Annotated in this window: 20 protein-coding genes; 16 read left to right on the top strand and 4 right to left on the bottom strand. The window is 61.4% G+C overall.

Features of this window, described 5'->3' with window-relative positions; genetic code table 11:
* Position 1: 1 nt before the first annotated feature.
* The 3 genes from gatB to gatC all read right to left on the bottom strand — a co-directional run bounded on the left by gatB (position 2) and on the right by gatC (position 3,268).
* Positions 2-1,438: an Asp-tRNA(Asn)/Glu-tRNA(Gln) amidotransferase subunit GatB gene (gatB, locus tag ACYQ3M_RS09940; protein ID WP_460035931.1), complete on the bottom strand. Its 1,437-nt coding sequence runs from the start codon at positions 1,436-1,438 to the stop codon at positions 2-4.
* An 86-nt stretch (positions 1,439-1,524) separates the two neighbouring features.
* Entirely contained in the window at positions 1,525-2,976 is a 1,452-nt protein-coding gene (gene gatA / locus ACYQ3M_RS09935; RefSeq protein WP_460035930.1) for an Asp-tRNA(Asn)/Glu-tRNA(Gln) amidotransferase subunit GatA, read from the bottom strand.
* Positions 2,977-2,980: 4 nt separating this feature from the next.
* Positions 2,981-3,268 (bottom strand): Asp-tRNA(Asn)/Glu-tRNA(Gln) amidotransferase subunit GatC, encoded by a 288-nt coding sequence (gatC, locus tag ACYQ3M_RS09930; protein WP_460035929.1) that lies wholly within the window; start codon positions 3,266-3,268, stop codon positions 2,981-2,983.
* Between the two features lie 112 nt (positions 3,269-3,380).
* On the opposite strand from gatC, the gene ACYQ3M_RS09925 reads away from it, so the two are divergent.
* From ACYQ3M_RS09925 to ACYQ3M_RS09865, 13 genes are read left to right on the top strand one after another with little or no spacing between them, the layout of a single operon-like run.
* Entirely contained in the window at positions 3,381-4,424 is a 1,044-nt protein-coding gene (locus ACYQ3M_RS09925; RefSeq protein WP_460035928.1) for a rod shape-determining protein, read from the top strand.
* Complete coding sequence (gene mreC / locus ACYQ3M_RS09920; RefSeq protein WP_460035927.1) at positions 4,421-5,311, top strand: rod shape-determining protein MreC; 891 nt, start codon at positions 4,421-4,423, stop codon at positions 5,309-5,311. Before ACYQ3M_RS09925 ends, mreC begins: the two co-directional genes overlap by 4 nt.
* Positions 5,301-5,786, top strand: coding sequence for a rod shape-determining protein MreD (gene mreD, locus ACYQ3M_RS09915; protein WP_460035926.1), 486 nt, complete (start codon positions 5,301-5,303; stop codon positions 5,784-5,786). Before mreC ends, mreD begins: the two co-directional genes overlap by 11 nt.
* A 14-nt stretch (positions 5,787-5,800) precedes the next feature.
* Entirely contained in the window at positions 5,801-7,639 is a 1,839-nt protein-coding gene (mrdA, locus tag ACYQ3M_RS09910) for a penicillin-binding protein 2 (protein WP_460035925.1), read from the top strand.
* Positions 7,636-8,751: a rod shape-determining protein RodA gene (rodA, locus tag ACYQ3M_RS09905; RefSeq protein WP_460035924.1), complete on the top strand. Its 1,116-nt coding sequence runs from the start codon at positions 7,636-7,638 to the stop codon at positions 8,749-8,751. Before mrdA ends, rodA begins: the two co-directional genes overlap by 4 nt.
* On the top strand, positions 8,751-9,734 hold the full coding sequence (mltB, locus tag ACYQ3M_RS09900; RefSeq protein ID WP_460035923.1) for a lytic murein transglycosylase B: 984 nt from the start codon (positions 8,751-8,753) through the stop codon (positions 9,732-9,734). Before rodA ends, mltB begins: the two co-directional genes overlap by 1 nt.
* On the top strand, positions 9,718-10,140 hold the full coding sequence (locus ACYQ3M_RS09895) for a septal ring lytic transglycosylase RlpA family protein (RefSeq protein WP_460035922.1): 423 nt from the start codon (positions 9,718-9,720) through the stop codon (positions 10,138-10,140). Before mltB ends, ACYQ3M_RS09895 begins: the two co-directional genes overlap by 17 nt.
* A 16-nt stretch (positions 10,141-10,156) precedes the next feature.
* Complete coding sequence (locus ACYQ3M_RS09890) at positions 10,157-11,305, top strand: D-alanyl-D-alanine carboxypeptidase family protein (RefSeq protein WP_460035921.1); 1,149 nt, start codon at positions 10,157-10,159, stop codon at positions 11,303-11,305.
* The gene (locus ACYQ3M_RS09885) at positions 11,298-12,143 is read left to right on the top strand and encodes a D-amino acid aminotransferase (RefSeq protein WP_460035920.1); all 846 of its coding nucleotides are present in this window, start codon (positions 11,298-11,300) and stop codon (positions 12,141-12,143) included. The genes ACYQ3M_RS09890 and ACYQ3M_RS09885 overlap by 8 nt, the downstream gene beginning before the upstream one ends.
* Positions 12,140-12,397 carry a YbeD family protein gene (locus ACYQ3M_RS09880; protein WP_460035919.1) on the top strand — a complete coding sequence of 86 codons (258 nt, stop codon included), beginning with the start codon at positions 12,140-12,142 and terminating at the stop codon, positions 12,395-12,397. Before ACYQ3M_RS09885 ends, ACYQ3M_RS09880 begins: the two co-directional genes overlap by 4 nt.
* On the top strand, positions 12,394-13,065 hold the full coding sequence (gene lipB, locus ACYQ3M_RS09875) for a lipoyl(octanoyl) transferase LipB (protein ID WP_460035918.1): 672 nt from the start codon (positions 12,394-12,396) through the stop codon (positions 13,063-13,065). Before ACYQ3M_RS09880 ends, lipB begins: the two co-directional genes overlap by 4 nt.
* Positions 13,052-14,020, top strand: a complete 969-nt coding sequence (gene lipA / locus ACYQ3M_RS09870) for a lipoyl synthase (RefSeq protein ID WP_460035917.1) — start codon at positions 13,052-13,054, stop codon at positions 14,018-14,020. Before lipB ends, lipA begins: the two co-directional genes overlap by 14 nt.
* Positions 14,017-14,784 (top strand): YdcF family protein, encoded by a 768-nt coding sequence (locus ACYQ3M_RS09865; protein WP_460035916.1) that lies wholly within the window; start codon positions 14,017-14,019, stop codon positions 14,782-14,784. Before lipA ends, ACYQ3M_RS09865 begins: the two co-directional genes overlap by 4 nt.
* Here the strand turns inward: ACYQ3M_RS09865 and corA are convergent.
* Positions 14,751-15,698 carry a magnesium/cobalt transporter CorA gene (gene corA / locus ACYQ3M_RS09860; RefSeq protein ID WP_460035915.1) on the bottom strand — a complete coding sequence of 316 codons (948 nt, stop codon included), beginning with the start codon at positions 15,696-15,698 and terminating at the stop codon, positions 14,751-14,753. The genes ACYQ3M_RS09865 and corA overlap by 34 nt on opposite strands.
* A 140-nt stretch (positions 15,699-15,838) precedes the next feature.
* Between corA and ACYQ3M_RS09855 the strand changes: the two genes are divergently transcribed.
* The 3 genes from ACYQ3M_RS09855 to ilvN all read left to right on the top strand — a co-directional run bounded on the left by ACYQ3M_RS09855 (position 15,839) and on the right by ilvN (position 18,853).
* Positions 15,839-16,549 (top strand): CPBP family intramembrane glutamic endopeptidase, encoded by a 711-nt coding sequence (locus ACYQ3M_RS09855; RefSeq protein WP_460035914.1) that lies wholly within the window; start codon positions 15,839-15,841, stop codon positions 16,547-16,549.
* Between the two features lie 82 nt (positions 16,550-16,631).
* Positions 16,632-18,362, top strand: coding sequence for an acetolactate synthase 3 large subunit (locus tag ACYQ3M_RS09850; protein WP_460035913.1), 1,731 nt, complete (start codon positions 16,632-16,634; stop codon positions 18,360-18,362).
* The gene (ilvN, locus tag ACYQ3M_RS09845) at positions 18,362-18,853 is read left to right on the top strand and encodes an acetolactate synthase small subunit (protein ID WP_460035912.1); all 492 of its coding nucleotides are present in this window, start codon (positions 18,362-18,364) and stop codon (positions 18,851-18,853) included. The genes ACYQ3M_RS09850 and ilvN overlap by 1 nt, the downstream gene beginning before the upstream one ends.
* The last annotated feature ends 4 nt before the right edge of the window (positions 18,854-18,857 follow it).

Here is an 18,857-nt window from a genome sequence, read left to right as displayed (position 1 = left end):
TTTAGGAGCCTTGCAGCTTGGCCTTGAGCAGCTCGTTGACCTTCTCAGGATTGGCCTTGCCGGAAGTGGCCTGCATGACCTTGCCGACGAAAAAGCCAAACAGCTTCTCCTTGCCAGCGCGGTATTGCGCCACCTGCTCGGGATTCTGGGCGAGGACCTGGTCGATGATCTGTTCGATCGCCTTCGGGTCGGTGATCTGCCTCAAGCCTTGCTCGGCGATCAGGGTATCGGCGTCTTTGCCGGTCCGCCACATCTGCTCGAACACCTGCTTGCCGAGCTTGCCGGAAAGGGTGCCGTCGGCGATGCGCCGGATCAGTCCGGCCAAGCGCTCGGCGGTCACCGGGCTTTGAGCGATTTCCAGACCATCCCGATTGAGCGCCCCGCCAAGTTCTACCATCACCCAGTTGGCGCACAGTTTAGGGTCGCTCTTGGAGAGGGCGACCACGGCCTCGTAGTAATCGGCCAGCGCGCGGGTGGCGGTCAGCACCTCGGCATCGTAGGGGGTCAGGCTATATTGATCGAGAAAGCGCCGGTATTTGGCTTCGGGAAGTTCCGGCAGCTGGCTCCGGATTGCTTCGATGAAGCCTTCGTCGAGCACCAGCGGCAAAAGATCCGGATCGGGGAAGTAGCGGTAATCCATCGCCTCTTCCTTGGTGCGCATCGAGCGCGTCTGGTCGCGCTCGGCGTCGTACAGGCGGGTTTCTTGCACCACCCTTCCGCCGGCTTCCAAAATCTCGATCTGCCGGGCGATTTCGTAGCCGATCGCGCGCTCCACAAAGCGAAACGAGTTGACGTTTTTGATCTCGGTGCGGGTGCCAAATCGGCTCTCTCCCTTGGGGCGCACCGACACGTTGGCGTCGCAGCGGAAGCTGCCTTCCTGCAGGTTGCCGTCGCAGATCCCAAGGTACACCACCAACTGGTGGAGCGCCTTCATATAGGCGACCGCCTCTTGCGGCGAGCGCAGGTCCGGCTCGGAGACGATCTCGAGCAAAGGCACGCCGGCGCGGTTGAGATCGATGCCGGTCATCCCGTGAAAATCCTCGTGCAGCGATTTGCCGGCGTCTTCTTCCAGGTGGGCGCGGGTGATGCCGACCTGCTTCTCCTTGCCATCCACGCGGATCGTCAATCGTCCGCCGCGGACGATAGGCAGCTCGTACTGGCTGATTTGGTAGCCCTTGGGCAGGTCGGGGTAAAAGTAATTTTTGCGCGCGAACACCGAACGCCTAGCGATCTCAGCGCCGATCGCCAGCCCGAACTTGACCGCCAGCCGCACCGCCTCCCGGTTGAGCACCGGCAGCGTTCCGGGCAGCCCCAGGTCAATCGCACACGCTTGGGTATTGGGCGGCGCGCCATAAGCCGTGGAAGCGCCGGAGAAAATCTTCGATCGGGTCAACAGCTGGACGTGAATCTCCAGCCCAATCACGGGTTCCCATTGCATATCGGCTCCTAATCAAATACTCACCACACAGCCGCACTCATCGGCAGGCCGTTGACCTAGTTCATCGGCAGGCAGCAGGCGGTCGATCATGCAAATCCCTCGGGGAAGCGTTTGTGCCAGTCGGTCACCTGCTGATAGCGGTGGGCCAGATTCAACAGCCGCGCCTCGTCGAAGTAATTGCCGATGAGCTGCATCCCCACCGGTTTGCCGTCGATGAACCCTGCCGGCACCGACATCGCCGGCAGCCCGGCTAGGTTGACGGCGATCGTGAAAATGTCGGACAGGTACATCGCGATCGGGTCGCCTAGCTTTTCGCCCAAGCGGAACGCCGGGGTGGGGGTGGTGGGCCCCAAAAGCACGTCCACGGTCTCAAAAGCGCGCTTGAAATCCAAAGCGATCAGCGCGCGGATTTTCTGCGCCTTAAGGTAATAGGCATCGTAATAGCCGGCCGACAAGGCGTAGGTGCCGATCAGGATGCGCCGTTTGACCTCCGCGCCAAAACCTTCCGCACGCGTGCGCAGGTACAGGTCGTTGAGGTCCTTAGGATTTTGGCAGCGGTAGCCATAGCGCACCCCGTCGTAGCGCGCCAGATTCGAAGAGCATTCGCACGGGGCGATGACGTAATACGCCGGCACCGAAAGCTGGATGTTGGGGAGCGAGACCTCGACGAATTCCACCCCCAACCTGCGGTACTCCGCGATGGCCGCTTCCAGCGCTTGCGCCATGGCCGCATCCAAATCGGCGAAGAACTCCTTGGGCAAGCCGATGCGCAAACCGGCCAGGTCTTGGTCCAAGGCCGCGGCGTAATCGGGAACCGGCGCATCCACGCTGGTCGAATCCTTTTCGTCAAAGCCGGCCATCACCTGAAGGAGCAAGGCGCAGTCTTCGGCGCTTCTGGCCATCGGCCCGCCTTGATCCAGGCTGGAGGCAAACGCGACCATCCCCCAGCGCGAGACCCGTCCGTAGGTGGGCTTTAAGCCCGTGATCCCGCACAGCGCCGCCGGCTGGCGAATGGAGCCGCCGGTGTCGGTGCCGGTCGCCGCCGGTGTCAATCCTGCCGCCACCGCCGCCGCCGATCCGCCGGAGGAGCCGCCGGGAACGCAAGCAAGATCCCAGGGATTTCGCACCGGCCCGTAAAAGCTGGTCTCGTTGGACGAGCCCATGGCGAACTCGTCCATGTTGAGCTTGCCCAGAAGCGGCATGCCGGCCCGCTTGCATTTTTCCACCACGGTCGCATCGTAAGGGGCGATAAAGTTGTCCAGCATCTTCGAGCCGCACGAAGTGCGAATCCCCAAAGTGCAGAAAATGTCCTTGTGCGCCAGCGGCACCCCGGTCAGCGGCTCGCTCTCGCCCTTGGCCAGCTTGGCGTCGGCGGCAGCGGCGGCTTGCAAAGCGGCCTCTTCGGTCACGGTGATAAACGCGTTCAAGGCCGGGTTGTAGCGGGCGATGCGGTCGAGAAAATGCCGGACCAGTTCGCGGCTGGAAAATTCCCGGGCACGCAGGCCTTGGGCAAGCTCTTTTAGGGTTTTGGTGTGCATAAGGCTACTCGATCACTTTGGGCACCAGGTACAATCCGGCCTCTGCCTGGGGGGCAATGGCCTGGAACAGGTCGCGCTGATTCTTTTCGGTGACCTTGTCCTCCCGCAGCCTTTGGGGAAGATCCAAAGGATGGGCCATGGGCGCCACCGCCGCGGTGTCCACGGCGTTCATCTGCGCCACAAATTCCAGAATGCTCGATAGATCCCGCACGTAGCGCTCCGCTTCGCCCGGGTCGATCTGGATGCGGGCGAGATAAGCGATCTTGGTGACTTCTTCCACAGTCAATGTCATACTAATTTTCCGGTTTGTTATGTTCCCCTCCCGCCATTGCGGGAGAAAACTTTTGCTCAAATTTATATCATAACCAATCATTCGCTTCCCCATCGAATTTAACCGACATCCTATGTTCAAACGCCTGCGCGGACTTTTTTCCAACGACCTTTCCATCGACCTTGGCACGGCCAACACGCTGATCTACATCCCCGGCAAGGGGATCGTGCTGAACGAACCTTCCGTGGTGGCGATCCGCGAAGACCGCCTGCGCGGCACCAAGCACATCGCCGCCGTAGGTCACGCCGCCAAGCAGATGCTCGGCCGCACCCCGGCCAACATCGTCGCCATCCGTCCGCTGAAAGAAGGGGTAATCGCCGATTTCACCGTGACGGAGAAGATGCTTCAGTATTTTATTAACAAGGTGCACGAGAACAAACTGCTCAAGCCTAGCCCCAGGGTATTGGTCTGCGTCCCCTGCGGCTCCACTCAGGTGGAGCGCCGCGCGATCCGCGAATCGGCGATGGGCGCCGGCGCCCGCGAGGTCTACCTGATCGAGGAGCCGATGGCGGCAGCGGTGGGCGCCGGTCTGCCGGTTGGGGAGGCGTGCGGTTCCATGGTGCTCGACATCGGGGGCGGAACCTCGGAAGTTGCAATCATCTCGCTCAACGGCATCGTTTATTCTTCCTCGGTGCGGATCGGCGGCGACCGCTTTGACGAAGCCATTATCAATTACGTGCGCCGCAATTACGGAACCTTGATCGGCGAGACCACCGCCGAGCGGATCAAGCACACCATAGGCAGCGCCTATCCCAGCGCTGAAGTCACGGAAATCGAAGTCCGCGGCCGCAACCTCGCCGAGGGCGTGCCGCGCAGCTTCACCTTAAACAGCAACGAAATCTTGGAGGCCTTGCAAGAACCTTTGTCTGGAATCGTCGGTGCGGTCCGGTCGGCGCTGGAGCAAATCCCCCCGGATTTGGGCGCCGATGTCGCCGAGCGGGGAATCGTCCTGACCGGCGGCGGGGCCTTGCTCAAAGACCTAGACCGCTTGATCGCCGAAGAAACCGGGCTGCCGGTGAGGATTGCCGAAGATCCTTTGACCTGCGTCGCCCGCGGCGGCGGCAAGATTCTCGAGATGCTCGACGCCAAAGGCCCTTGCCCCTTCTCGCTGGAATGAGTTCCGGCAAGCGGATTTTCACTCGCGGCCCGTCGCTCAACCTGCGGCTGGCGCTGTGCCTGGCCACCGCTTGCGCGTTGATGGTCGCCGACCACGCGCGCCGGTTGGAGCCGCTGCGTTCGGCGCTTGCGGTTGCCGTTTATCCGATGCAGTGGCTAGCGCATGCGCCGCGCGCCCTCGGGGGGCAATTTCTAACCTACCTCCATGATTGGGCCAACTTGCTGGAAGAAAACCGGCGCCTTAAAGAGGAGATCGCCCGGCTCAAGCGCCACACTTTGAAATACGAGGCGCTTCGAAAAGAAAACGACCGGCTGCGGGCGTTTCTCGATAATTCCTTCACCTTAGGCGAACAGATGCTGGTAGCCGAGCTGTTGGCGGTGAACCTAGCGCCGTACGAACACGTGGTGCTGGTCAACAAGGGCAGCCGGTTTGGCGTGCACGTAGGGCAACCGGTGCTGAGCGTGGAGGGGATCGTGGGGCAGGTGATCCGGGTGACTCCAATCAACGCCGAAGTGCTCTTGATCACCGACCCCAGCCACGCCATCCCGGTGCAAGTCAACCGCACGGGGCTACGCGCCATCGCGGTGGGCAGCGGTCGGCTGGATCGGCTGGAAGTTCCTAACCTCCCCAACAACGTCGACGTTCAACCCGGCGACCTTTTGGTCTCTTCAGGCCTAGGCGGGGTATTCCCGCAAGGGTATCCGGTGGCGACCGTCACCGCAGTCGCTCCCCAACCGGACAAGCCCTTTGCCAAAATCGAGGCCAAACCGGCAGCCGCCTTGGATCGCATCCGGGAAGTCCTGATCGTCTTCGGGCATCCCGAACCGGTGCCGTTTCTCCCTCCGGATGCCGCTTCCGCTGCGCCTGAAGCCGCCCATGCACCTTGACCGCGAACTGGTAGGCATTTTTCTGAGCCTCGCAGGCGCTCTTTGGCTGCGTCTATTTGCTTGGCCCGAGCTGTTGCTGCCGTTTAACCCCGATTGGGTGCTCCTGGTCCTCATCTATTGGTGCCTGGCGGCGCCGGATCGGTTTGGCATCGTGGCCGCGTGGCTGACCGGCCTTTGGGTCGATGCCGCCACCGGCAGGCTTCTCGGTCAACACGCCTTCGTCTATGCCTTGATCGCTTACCCTTGCGTGCGTTTCCACGCCCGGCTGCAGATTTTTCCCTTGAATCACCAATTGACTTTCGTACTCTTATTCTTGCTCTCAGCCCAATTTCTCAGCTTTTGGATCGAAGCTTTGCGCGGCAGAGCGTTTCTCACCTGGGAGTACTGGTTGCCGTCGCTGACCGGAACCTTGGTCTGGCCACTTGTCCTTGCTGTATGTCGCACGCTCAGGCAACGCTATCTGATCTTGTCGTAAAGCCACAGGCGCCCTTGAGGCTAAAGGACGCCGTGGGGGAAAATCGGCTGTTTTTGAGCCGCATCCTGACCGCCGCCGGGGTAATCGCGTTGTTGACCTTGGCGCTGATCGCCCGCCTGATCTACCTTCAGGTCCTCGGTCACGAACGCTACGCCACCCTGGCGCACGACAACCAGGTCAAAATCGCGCCGCTCATACCCACCCGCGGGCTGATCTACGACCGGCGCGGCGTGGTGTTGGCCGAAAACGTTCCGGTCTACAGCTTGGAGATCGTTCCCGAACAAGTTCAGGACCTCGACGCCACCTTGGCGACCTTAGCTCAGCTCATCGAGCTCTCCCCCGAAGAGATCGAGCAATTCAAGCAGCAATTGCGCCGCCGCAGGCGCTTTGAGAGCGTTCCGGTAAAACTTCGCCTGAGCGAAGTCGAAGTCGCCAAACTCGCGGTCCGCCGTCCATTCCTGCGCGGCGTTGAGGTTCAGGCGCGGCTCATCCGTCACTACCCTTATGGGGAGCTGGTCTCCCACTTGGTCGGCTACGTCGGCAGGATCAACGAGCAAGAATTGAAGCGCTTAGACCCCGCCGAATACCGGGGCGCGACCCACATCGGCAAGGTGGGCGTGGAGCAATCCTACGAAGCGTTGCTGCACGGTCATACCGGTTACGTAGAGATCGAAACCAACGCCCGCGGCCGCGAGCTTCGAGCATTGCAGGAATCGCCGCCGCGGGGTGGGGCGGATCTGTACCTCTCTATCGACCTCGAACTGCAGAAAATCGCCTATGAAGCTTTAGGCGAGCACAACGGCGCGGTGGTGGCGCTCGACCCCAAAACCGGCGAGGTCCTGGCGCTGGTGAGCAAGCCCGGGTTTGACCCCAACCCCTTTGTCTTAGGAATTAACCGCCAGGATTACCAGGCGCTGCTTAGCTCGCCCGAGCGCCCGCTGTTCGATCGCGCCTTGCGCGGCATCTATCCCCCGGGATCGACGATCAAGCCGTTCGTGGGACTGGCGGGTCTTCATTATGGCGTGATCAATCCCCTGCGCCGGCTTTATTGCCCTGGATTTTACCAACTCCCCGGAGTCAGCCACCGCTACCGCGACTGGCGCAAAGGCGGCCACGGGGGGGTGGACCTGAAAGCCGCCATCGTCCAATCGTGCGACGTGTATTTTTACGACCTCGCCCACCATTTGGGAATCGATAAGATGCACGCCTTTTTGCGCCAGTTTGGCTTTGGTCGCCCAAGCGGGATCGACCTGCCCGGAGAAAACCGCGGGATTTTGCCATCGAGCAAGTGGAAGCGCGAAACCTTAGGAAAACCTTGGTATCCAGGGGAAACGGTGATTGCCGGCATCGGCCAAGGCTACGTCAAGGTCACAGCGGTGCAACTGGCCAAAGCGGTTGCCATCTTGGCCAACCGGGGGACCGTGGTGACGCCGCACGTTGCGGCCCTTGAACGCTCGCCCGGAACGGAGCCGAAGCGCTTGTTCACGGACCCAGTGGAAGGCAAGCTCGAGATCGACGCGCGCTTTTTGGACAAAGTCATCGACGCCATGGTCGGCGTAGTCCACAGCCGCTCGGGCACCGCCTGGCGCATCAGCCTGGGGGCCGATTACACCATTGCCGGCAAGACCGGTACCGCCCAAGTGTTTAGCGTCAAGCAAAACCAAGACCACCGCAACCTCAAACTCAAAGACAAGAAATTGCAAGACCACGCCTTGTTCATCGCCTTTGCTCCGGCCGACGACCCGCGCATCGCGGTGGCGGTGATCGCTGAAAACGCCGGCCACGGCGGCTCGGAAGCGGCTCCCGTGGCGCGCCAGGTCATCGACTATTATTTAAAGCACAGCCTGCCATGAGCTTTATTGTCGTCCCTCCCCCTCACGCCAAAAGTCTCTGGCAACGCCTGCATTTAGATTCCTTTTTGGTGTCGAGCCTCGCGCTGCTTTCCGGGGTCGGGCTATTGATCTTGTACAGCGCCACCGGCGGAAATTGGTCCCTAGTCTATAAGCAACTGGTGCGTTTGGGCCTGGCGTTTGCCGCCATGCTCGGCCTGGCCCAGGTTCACCCGCGCACCCTGTACCGCTTAAGCCCGCTCTTGTACGGCCTCAGCCTATTTCTCCTGGTGGCGGTATTGCTGAAAGGAGATGTCGGCAAGGGCGCGCAACGCTGGCTGGATTTAGGCGTGCTGAGGTTCCAACCGTCTGAGTTCGTTAAGATCTTTACCCCGATGCTGTTGGCCTGGTTCCTGGCCAGGCACCCGCTTCCGCCCCGCCCAGGCGCAATCGCTCTGGGCGTTTTGTGGATCTTTTTGCCGGTAGGCCTTATCGCCAAACAGCCGGATCTGGGCACCGCGCTCTTGGTGCTGAGCTCTGGCTGCGCGGTGTTGTTCTTCGCCGGGATTTCTTGGCGCCTGTTGGCCGGTCTTGCCGGAAGCGCTGCCGCCGCCTTGCCGGTGATTTGGTCGTTTCTGCGCGATTATCAAAGAGACCGGATTTTGATGTTCTTGAATCCAGAAGCCGACCCCTTAGGGCGCGGCTACCACACCATTCAGGCCAAGATCGCGATCGGCTCGGGGGGGTTGACCGGCAAAGGCTGGCTGATGGGGACCCAGGCGCATCTTGAGTATCTGCCCGAACCGCATACCGATTTTATTTTCGCCGTGCTGGCCGAGGACTTCGGCTTCTTAGGCTGCCTTGGCCTCATCGCCCTGTACTTGACTATCATCGGTCGCGGCCTATATTTGGCGCTTAAGTGCCAGGACACGTTCAGCCGCCTGCTCACCGGCAGCCTGGCGTTTACTTTTTTCGTCTACGTGTTCGTCAACATCGGCATGGTGGTCGGCCTTTTGCCGGTGGTGGGGGTGCCGCTGCCGCTTATCAGCTACGGCGGCACTTCGGTGGTCACACTGCTCGCCGGCTTTGGTATCATGATGTCTTTAGCCACCCATCGCAAGCTGGTGTCGTCCTAATGCGCAAAACCTTGACCTTTTGCCTGCTGCTCGGGTGGGGCGCAAGCGCCTTCGGCCTGGCTCTAGACCAGCACCCTGAGGCCGCTCGCTTCATCGAGCGCATGGCCGCACGCTACCGTTTCGATCCGGCCAGCTTGCGCTCTTTGTTTGCCGAAGCGCAGATCAAGCCGACCATCCTCGAGGTCATGGAGCGCCCCGCCGAAGCCAAACCTTGGTACCAATACCGGCGGATTTTCTTGACCGAGCGCCGCATCCAAGATGGGGTCCGGTTCTTCGAGCGCTACCGGCGCTTGCTCAAACAGGCAGAACGGGTCTATGGCGTGGACCCGGCGATCGTCGTCGCGATCCTAGGCGTGGAGACCCTGTACGGCGCCAACACCGGCTCCTTCCGGGTATTGGACGCGCTTTCCACCCTGGCTTTCGCCTATCCGCGCCGGGCCGAATACTTCGCCCGCGAACTGGAGCAATTTCTGCTCCTTACCCGCGAGGAAAGGCTAGACCCGCGCTGGCCTCAAGGTTCCTACGCCGGCGCCATGGGTTGGCCCCAGTTCATGCCGTCGAGCTTCCGTCGGTATGCAACTGACTTCGACGGCGACGGCCGCCGCGATCTCTTTGGGAACCCAGCCGACGTAATCGGAAGCGTCGCCAATTACTTCGCCCAAAACGGCTGGCAAGGCCGGCGTCCGGTGGCGGCGAGAATCGCGCGGCAAGCCGAAAATCTAGCCAACGCCGAGTTCACGCCCAAATTCACCGTAGCCGAGCTTAAAGCTTTAGGGATCCCGGTAGCGCCTTACCCGGACGACCTGAGCGCCAACGTGATCAAATTGGACGGCGAAGACGGCCCTGAAATTTGGCTGGGGTTTCACAATTTCTACGTCATCACGCGCTACAATCGCAGCTTGCTGTACGCCATGGCGGTCTATCAACTGGCCGAAACGATCCAATCCCGATTGGAGGAGAGGCACCATGCGCAAAAAAACTAGCCTAGCCCTGACCCTTCCTTTGCTCTTGGGGAGCGTCGCCGTGCCGGCGAAACCCAAGGGGATCGAGGTTCGACCCAACGACCATAAGCCACACGCCCACAACCATTCTCCGTACCGCAAGCGCGGGATCGCTTCCTGGTACGGTAGGCGCTTTCACGGCCGCCCCACCGCCAGCGGCGAGGCCTTCGACCGCAACGGCTTGACCGCCGCGCACCCGAGCCTGCCCTTGGGGACTTACCTCAAAGTCACCAACTTAAACAACGGCCGCAGCGTCGTGGTCAAAGTCAACGACCGCTTGCCCTGTTACCGGCGGCGGATCATCGACCTGTCGTACTCGGCCGCTTACCGCTTAGGGTTGCACAAGACCGGCGTCGCGCCCGTGGAAATTCAGATTCTCGGTTCGTAACCAACAAACGCTGTCCATGAAATTACTCCGTGTCTATGTAAGCCTGGTTTGGCTGACCGTGCTTTTTGGCGCAGCGGCGGCCGAAATCCCGCCTCCGCCTACTTTCGAAGCCAAAAGCTTTCTGTTGACTGACTACCACACGGGCAAAGAGCTGGCCGGGTTCGAACCCGACAAACGCTTGCCGCCGGCCAGCCTGACCAAGATCATGACGGTGTACGTGGTATTGCATGAAATCGCCCAAGGCAAGCTCAAGCTGGACGATCTGGTCACGATCAGCGAAAAAGCGTGGCGGGCGGAAGGCTCGCGCACCTTTGTCGAGGTCAACAAGCAGGTGCCCGTAGAAATCCTGCTCAAAGGGGTCATCGTCCAGTCGGGCAACGACGCCACCATCGCCCTAGCCGAGCACGTCGCCGGCGACGAGCGCACCTTCGCCGAACTGATGAACCAGCACGCGCGCCGCTTGGGGATGAGCAACACCCATTTCACCAACAGCACCGGTCTGCCCGACCCCGACCACTACACCAGCGCGCGCGATCTAAATACCTTAACGCGCGCCTTGATCCACGATTTCCCCCAATATTATCCGTGGTTCAAAATCAAAGAATTCAGTTACAACAACATCACCCAACACAACCGCAACCTCTTGCTCTGGCGCGATCCTTCGGTGGACGGGGTCAAGACCGGCCACACTTCCGAAGCCGGTTACTGCTTGGTCGCCTCCGCCGAGCGCGAAGGGATGCGCCTGATCGCCTCGGTTTTGGGAATGCCGAGCGAGAAAGCCCGCGCCAATGCCGTGCAGGCGCTGTTGGGCTACGGCTTCCGCTTCTTCGCTACGCGCAAGCTGCAAGATTCAGGGAAACTCGCCGAAGCGCGCGTTTATAAGGGGAAACAAAACCGCCTGGAGTTGGGGATCACCGATCCCATCTACGCCACCGTCCCCAAAGGCGAGGAGGGCAAACTCACCACGACCCTAGAAATCGCCCCCAAGATCATCGCTCCCGTCGAGCGCGGGCAGACCCTAGGCAAGATCAAGGTGCAGCTGGGCGAAGAAACCGTGGCGGAGTACCCCCTAGTCGCCTTGAAAGAGGTCCCGGAAGCGGGCTTTTTAGGCAAGTGGATCGACGAAGGTCTGCTCAAACTACAGGAGTGGTGGCAAAGTGAGTGAGCCTATCGTTTACCTCAACGGCGAATTTTTGCCTTTGAGTCAGGCTAGGGTGTCGGTGCTGGACCGCGGGTTTTTGTTCGGCGACGGGGTCTACGAGGTCATTCCGGCTTACGGCGGCAAATTGTTCCGGCTCGAACAGCACCTTGCGCGCTTGGAACAGAGCCTTAACGGCATCCGCTTAGAGTCGCCGCTTGCGCGCGCGGAGTGGCAGCCGATCTTAAGCCGGTTACTTCAGGGCGAGCGGGACCAAGCCGTCTATTTGCAAATTACCCGTGGCGCTTATCCCAAGCGCGACCACGCGTTTCCTGAATCCATCCGGCCCACCGTGTTCGCCATGGCCACCCCTTATCCCGAAGGCCGCCCCCAACCGGCCAAGGCGATCACCTGCGAGGACATCCGCTGGCAGTGGTGCCACTTAAAGACCATCAACCTGCTCGCCAACGTGCTGCTTCGCCAGGAGGCGATCGAGCGCGGCGCTCAGGAGGCCATCCTCGTGCGCGAGGGCCAGGTGACCGAAGGGGCCGCGAGCAATATCTTTATCGTCTCAGGCGGCGTCTTGGCTACCCCGCCCAAGGGGCCCAAACTTCTGCCCGGCATCACCCGCGACCTGATCTTGGAGTTGGCCGCCGCTCACGGCATCCCTTGCCAAGAACGCGAGATCGAAGCGGACGAGCTCGCCCGCGCCGAAGAGATCTGGTACACGAGCTCCACCCGCGAACTGGTCCCGATCGTGGAACTTAACGGCCAACCGGTCGGTCTTGGACGGCCAGGAGCCGTATTCGAACGGATGTACGAATTGTTTCAAGACTACAAGCGCGCTTTCCGCGCAACTCGATGAACGAGCTGCTCAAATTCCCCTGCGCCTGGGAAGTCAAGGCGTTTGGCCCGAGCACCGAGCAGTTTGAACTGGAAGTGGTCCAGATCGTCCGGCGCCATGTCCCTGATCTTAGCGAAACCGCGGTCACGACCCGAGCAAGCCGGAGCGGAAAATACCTGGCCGTAAGCGTCGCTATCCGCGCCCGCAGCCGCGCGCAGCTTAAAGCCATCTACGCCGAGCTCAAAGCCCATCCAGCCGTTTTGATGACCTTGTGAGCGCGCTTATCGTCCGCTGGCTTGGAAGTTGCGACTACCTGCCGATCTGGCAGGCGATGCGGCGTTTTACGGCGGCCCGCCAGGGCGACACCCTAGACGAACTCTGGCTGCTCGAGCACCTGCCGGTGTATACCACCGGGGCGCGCCGTCGCGTCGACTTCCAGCGCCCGCCCAACGCGATTCCAGTAATCGAGACCGATCGCGGCGGCTTGATCACTTACCATGGCCCAGGCCAACTGGTCGCCTACGCGCTGCTCGATTTGAAGCGCCTAAAAATAGGCGTCCGCGGGCTGGTGACCGCCCTGGAGCAAGCCACGTGCAAGCTTCTTAGGCAGTACGGCCTGTTAGCTCAGGCGCGCCCCGAGGCCCCGGGAGTGTACGTAGACGGCGCGAAGATCGCTTTCCTGGGACTGCGGGTTAGGCAAGGATTGAGCTATCATGGGCTGAGCTTGAACGTGGACTTGGACTTGAGCCCTTTTGCAGCCATCGTCCCGTGCGGGATCGCGGGGCTTAAAGTGACGCGCCTTTTAGACCTTGGGGTCGGCGCCAAGGTGCACGAAGTCGCCGTTCCTTGGCTGGCGTGCTTCATGGAGCAGCTCAATTTTTCCAGCTTCTCGGTCGCCTACGCTCTCCCTACCCTTAAGGAGGCTTGTCATGCCCACGCCTGAAGACTTGAGTGCGCCTTCGCGCCGGCAACCCGCCACCCACCGGCGCGGCGCGGCCAAACTCGCGCGCTTTAAGATCGAGGCACAAGACGCGCCGCCCAAGCCGACCTGGCTCAAGGTCCGCTTAAGCGCCGACCCGAACGTGGCCCAAGTCAAGCGCCTGCTGCGGGAGTTGAAACTGGCGAGCGTGTGTGAGGAGGCCGCCTGCCCGAACCTCCCCGAGTGCTTCAGCCACAAGACCGCGACCTTCATGATCCTGGGCGATCTGTGTACCCGGCGCTGCCCGTTCTGCGACGTGGCCCACGGCCGGCCCGCCCCGCCCGACCCGGAAGAACCGGAAAACCTCGCCCGCGCCGTGGCCAAGCTCGAGCTGCGCTACGTGGTCATCACCTCGGTCAACCGCGACGACCTCAAAGACGGCGGGGCCTTGCAGTTTGCGCGCTGCATCGAGGCGGTGCGGCGCCAATCGCCTGCGACGGCGATCGAAATCTTGACCCCGGATTTTCGCAAACGCCAACGAGTGGCGCTGGACCTCCTCGTCCAGCACCCCCCGGAGGTCTTCAACCACAACCTAGAAACCGTCCCGCGCCTGTATCCTACGGTCCGCCCAGGCGCCGACTATTCCACCTCGCTCGCCCTGTTGGCCGAGGTCAAGCGCCGCCTGCCCCAGGTGGCGACCAAGTCCGGGCTGATGCTGGGTCTAGGCGAGACCGAGGCGGAGGTCGTCGAAGTGATGGAGGATCTACGCCGTCACGGCTGCGATATGCTCACCTTGGGGCAATACTTGCAGCCCAGCCGCCATCACCTCAAAGTCGCGCGCTACGTGCCGCCGGAGGAGTTTGCCCGCCTCGCCGAGATCGCCAGGCGCCTGGGTTTTGCGCAGGTGGCGGCCGGCCCCTTGGTGCGCTCCTCCTACCACGCCGACCGTCAGGCTCGCGCCGTGCTCGAGCGCAAGTGAGCGGGTATGCCGGCTTGCGCTTGCTCGAGACCTTGGTCTTGCCCCCGGCCTCTCTGCTCTTCCTGGCGGGGATCGGATTGGGGCTCAGGCGGCGCGTGCTCACCCTGATCGCTTTGACACTCTTGTACCTAGCGGCCACCCCTTGGGTGAGCCGGTGGCTCGCCGCGAAACTCGAGGTTTACCCGCCGTTGGACCCAAACCGCCTGCCGACGGCGCAGGCGATCGTGGTCTTGGGAGCGATGCGCTACCACCAGGCGCCCGAATACGGCGGGGATACGGTCGCCGGCCTCGGCCTGGAGCGGCTGCGCTACGCCGCCTGGCTCAAGCGCCGCACCGGCCTGCCGATCCTGGCCAGCGGCGGCCGGCCTTTAGGCGAGTCAAAAGCCGAGGCGGAACTGATGCAGGAAGTATTGCAGGAATTTGGCACCCCGGCCACTTGGCTCGAGACCCAAAGCCGCAACACCTTCGAGAACGCCAAACACAGCGCGGTCATCCTCAAGCGCCAGGGAATCAAGACGATCTTTCTGGTCACCTCGGCCTTCCACCTGCCGCGGGCGGTGGAAGCCTTCACCTACCAGGGCCTTGGCGTGATCCCCGCCGGCACCCGCTTTACCCGTCCAGGGCCTTTAGAGTCTGGCCTGTGGGCTTGGCTTCCGTCGCCTTCTGCGCTGTGCCGCACCCACCTGGCCTTGCACGAAATCTTCGGGCGCCTCTGGTATAGGCTGCGTTACTACAGCCAGCCTTTGCGCTTGAAGTACCAATAGGGCGCGATTCCGGCCACCAGCATCAAACCCAGGGCCATCGGATACCCCCACGGCCAGTGGAGTTCGGGCATGAGATCGAAGTTCATCCCATAGATGCTCGCCACCAGAGTAGGCGGCAGAAACACCACCGCGGCGATGGAAAAGATCTTGATGATCTGGTTTTGTTCGATGTTGATAAAACCTTGCGCCGCGCTCATCAAAAAGTTGATCTTGTCGAACACGAAGTTGTTGTGGGACAGGAGCGAATCGATATCGCGGAGCAGATTGCGCGCCCGATTGAGCTTTTCGGTATCCAAGCGACCCCAGCGGAGCAAAAAGGACAGGGCGCGCTGGGTATCCATCAGGCACAAGCGCACCTTGCCGTTGAGGTCTTCGCTGCGCGCCAGGGCGTCTAGGGATTTTTCTAAGCCGGCGTCGCTGTTTTCCAGCACTTGGGCGCTTACCCCCTCCAGCGCCTGATAAAGCTCTTCCAGCGCGTCGGCCAAACTCTCGATCTTGATCTCGAACAGGCTCAGCAGCATGTGCGCCGGGCTTTGGATCAGCTGTGGCTGGTGGCGGGCGCGCATGCGCAGCAGGCGAAACGCGGGAATCTCCCGCTCGCGTAAAGTGATCAAGCGCTCGTCGGTCAGGGTGAAAGCCACCGAGGTGTTGCGCGGTTTGCCTTCGACCTCGTGCAAGAACAGCGAGTGGATGTGTAAACCGGCCTCGTCCTCGTAAAAGCGCGAACTGGCCTCGATTTCTTCCACGTCTTCCGGATCCGGCAGCGCCTGCCTAAGCAAGGCGCCAATGGCGGCCAGCTCGTCGTCGTCGGGATCGATCAGGTCCAACCACACCGCGCGCTCGAACGCCGTAGGATCGGCGTGCAGATCGGCCAGCACGAGGCGGCCGGCTTCGGCGAGATACGCGTTGAGCATACCCGTCTTTTAAGCTTTAAAGGCGGCGGATGATAGCATATTCATCCGGACCGCAATACGACACTTGGATAAAATCTTTCTGCGGTCGTAAAAAAACTCACCTTTATCCCACGTGCCTTAACGTCGGTCCGGCCCTATTTTTGATCGCTTGCTATGCGTTGGGGGTGCAGCTGGCAGCAAGCGCCCTTCTCGCCTGGCTCGGCCCAGATTGGCTCTGGCGTGCAACTTTAGGCGCGGAAGCCGGATTTCTGACCGGCCTGGTCTTTTATCTTAGGCGCCTGGATCCCTACATCTTGGGACTTAAGGCGGTGGACTGGGGCGAAGCCGTGCTGGTGGTGCTTTGGTTGCAGGCGATCGCCTTTGCCAGCGACGCGGCGATCCTTTGGCTTGCGCCTGCGGCGCTGCTGGACCGTTACCTGCAACTGTTTCAACCTCACTCGCCGGCCGAATGGTTCGCCTTGGCTGCTCTGGCCGTGGGGGTGGCGCCGGTGATCGAGGAAGTGTTGTTCCGCGGGCTGTTGCTTGCCGCTTTGCGTTATCGGCTTGGGACGGCGGCGGCAATCGTCGCCAGCGCTTTGTTGTTTTCCGCAATCCACCTGGAATGGGTGCAAATCGCAGCCGCCCTGCCCGTGGGGTTGATGCTTGGGGCGTATGTGGCGCGCGGCGGCAGCCTTTACGTCACCGCCGCCGCTCATATCTTGGGCAACGGGTTTTCCTTTCTCGGTCTGATTTGTCCTGGGCTTCCCTGGCTCTCCGCCGACTGGCGTCCAACCGATAGCGAAGGGGCGTTGGCTTTGCTCGTGGCCGCCGGCTTGTTGGGCAAGTTTCTGCGCCGCTACCCCATCGCTTAAAGCCGCACCTTGACGTAAAAACAAGGTTTGCGTTAATTTAGCTTACTATTTTCTTCAGAAGGCGGCCAGTTAGGGGGGCGCGGTGGAGCTGAGCGGTGCCGAAATCGTAGTTCAGGCGTTAAAAGACGAAGGGGTCGAATTCATCTTCGGCTATCCCGGCGGGGCCGTGCTGCACATCTACGATGCGCTTTTTGGCCAAGAGGAAATCAAACACGTGCTGGTCCGTCACGAGCAAGGCGCCGCCCACATGGCCGACGGCTACGCCCGCGCCACCGGCAAGCCGGGGGTGGTTTTGGCCACCTCGGGACCGGGGGCCACCAACCTGGTCACCGGCATCGCCACCGCGTACATGGATTCGATTCCCTTGGTGGTCCTCACCGGCCAGGTGCCGACCCCGGTGATCGGCAGCGACGCCTTCCAAGAATGCGACACGGTGGGGATCACCCGCCCGTGCGTCAAGCACAATTTCTTGGTCAAGGACCGCCACAAGCTCGCCGAAACGATCAAAAAAGCCTTCTATATCGCCACCACCGGAAGACCTGGGCCGGTGTTGGTGGACATCCCCAAGGACATCACCGACCCCAGGATCAAAATTCCCTACTTTTACCCCCAGACCGTGCACCTTCGCTCTTACAACCCGACGGTCAAGGGCAACCCGCGCCAGATCAAGAAAGCCGCCGAGCTGATCCTAGAGGCCAAGCGGCCGGTTGTTTACTCAGGCGGCGGGGTGATCTTAGGCGAGGCTGCGGCCGAACTGACCGAGCTGACCCGCTGGCTCGGGTTTCCGATCACCAGCACCCTGATGGGCCTAGGGGGCTATCCCGGCACCGACCGCCAGTTTTTAGGGATGCTGGGGATGCACGGCACCTACGAAGCCAACATGGCGATGCACGAGTGCGACGTATTGATCGCCATCGGCGCCCGCTTCGACGACCGCGTCACCGGCAAGCTGGATGCGTTCTGCCCGTACGCCAAAATCATCCACATCGACATAGACCCCTCTTCGATCTCCAAGAACGTGCCGGTGGACATCCCCATCGTCGGCCACGTCAAATCGGTATTAATCGACTTGCTCGCGCAGCTTAAAGCGATTGGCAGACGCCCCGACCCAGAGGCTCTTGCCGCCTGGTGGCAACAGATCGAGCGCTGGCGGGCGATCGACTGCCTACGCTATGACCGGAACAGTCCTTTGATCAAACCGCAGTACGTCATCGAGCAGCTATGGCAGGTCACCGGCGGCAAGGCGTACGTGACCTCCGACGTCGGCCAACACCAGATGTGGGTAGCCCAGTACTACAAGTTCGATTACCCCAGGCGGTGGATCAACTCCGGGGGGCTTGGCACGATGGGGTTTGGGCTGCCGGCGGCGATCGGGGTCAAGCTCGCCTTTCCAGAAGAAGACGTAGTCTGCGTCACCGGCGAGGCCAGCATCCAGATGTGCATCCAGGAGCTGTCCACCGCTTTGCAATACAAGACGCCGATCAAGATCGTCAACCTCAACAACCGGTACATGGGCATGGTGCGCCAGTGGCAGGAATTCACCTACGAGAGCCGCTACTCCCACTCTTACATGGATGCCCTGCCGGATTTCGTAAAACTGGCCGAAGCCTACGGGCACGTGGGAATGCTCATCGAAAAACCCCAAGACGTGCGCCCGGCGCTGGAAGAAGCTTTCCGGATGAAGGACCGGTTGGTGTTTTTGGACTTCATCACCGACCGCACGGAAAACGTCTATCCGATGGTGGAGGCAGGCAAGGCCCAGCACGAAATGCGCCTGCCGCCTTGGATCTCACCGGAGCGGGAGTTAGCCTGATGCGGCACATCCTCTCTTTGCTGCTAGAAAACGAATCCGGCGCCCTGTCGCGGGTCGCCGGACTGTTCTCGGCCCGCGGTTACAACATCGAAGCGCTGACCGTGGCCCCCACCGAGGACCCTTCGGTGGCGCGGATGACCATCGTCACCCGCGGCGACGAGCGCGTCATCGAACAGATCACCAAACAGCTTAACAAATTGATCGACGTGATCCGCGTGCAGGACATCTCCGAAGCCGATCACATCGAGCGCGAGCTGATGTTGCTCAAAGTCCGCGCCAAAGGCGAAGAGCGCGAGGAAATCAAGCGTCTGGCCGACATCTTCCGCGCCCGCATCCTCGACGTCACGGCCTCTTCGTACGTGATCGAGATGACCGGCGCCGGCTCCAAGCTCGATGCGTTCTTGCGCAATTTGACCCGAGACCAGATCATCGAGGTGGTCCGCTCGGGGCCGACTGGGATCCTACGCGGAGAGCGCGGTTTACACGTTTGAACGG

Source organism: Methylothermus subterraneus (assembly GCF_054656915.1).
Note: the sequence above shows the minus strand (reverse complement) of the source record. Positions and strands in the feature narration are given on the sequence as shown.

Bases quoted from the DNA above. Each gene is read 5' to 3' on its own strand.
- ACYQ3M_RS09895 (WP_460035922.1), top strand. From the start codon at position 9,718: ATGCGCAAAAAAACTAGCCTAGCCCTGACCCTTCCTTTGCTCTTGGGG.
- ACYQ3M_RS09925 (WP_460035928.1), top strand. From the start codon at position 3,381: ATGTTCAAACGCCTGCGCGGACTTTTTTCCAACGACCTTTCCATCGAC.
- rodA (WP_460035924.1), top strand. From the start codon at position 7,636: ATGAGCTTTATTGTCGTCCCTCCCCCTCACGCCAAAAGTCTCTGGCAA.
- gatB (WP_460035931.1), bottom strand. From the start codon at position 1,438: ATGCAATGGGAACCCGTGATTGGGCTGGAGATTCACGTCCAGCTGTTG.
- gatA (WP_460035930.1), bottom strand. From the start codon at position 2,976: ATGCACACCAAAACCCTAAAAGAGCTTGCCCAAGGCCTGCGTGCCCGG.
- corA (WP_460035915.1), bottom strand. From the start codon at position 15,698: ATGCTCAACGCGTATCTCGCCGAAGCCGGCCGCCTCGTGCTGGCCGAT.
- gatC (WP_460035929.1), bottom strand. From the start codon at position 3,268: ATGACATTGACTGTGGAAGAAGTCACCAAGATCGCTTATCTCGCCCGC.
- lipA (WP_460035917.1), top strand. From the start codon at position 13,052: ATGCCCACGCCTGAAGACTTGAGTGCGCCTTCGCGCCGGCAACCCGCC.
- mreD (WP_460035926.1), top strand. From the start codon at position 5,301: ATGCACCTTGACCGCGAACTGGTAGGCATTTTTCTGAGCCTCGCAGGC.
- ACYQ3M_RS09890 (WP_460035921.1), top strand. From the start codon at position 10,157: ATGAAATTACTCCGTGTCTATGTAAGCCTGGTTTGGCTGACCGTGCTT.
- mreC (WP_460035927.1), top strand. From the start codon at position 4,421: ATGAGTTCCGGCAAGCGGATTTTCACTCGCGGCCCGTCGCTCAACCTG.
- mltB (WP_460035923.1), top strand. From the start codon at position 8,751: ATGCGCAAAACCTTGACCTTTTGCCTGCTGCTCGGGTGGGGCGCAAGC.
- ilvN (WP_460035912.1), top strand. From the start codon at position 18,362: ATGCGGCACATCCTCTCTTTGCTGCTAGAAAACGAATCCGGCGCCCTG.
- ACYQ3M_RS09880 (WP_460035919.1), top strand. From the start codon at position 12,140: ATGAACGAGCTGCTCAAATTCCCCTGCGCCTGGGAAGTCAAGGCGTTT.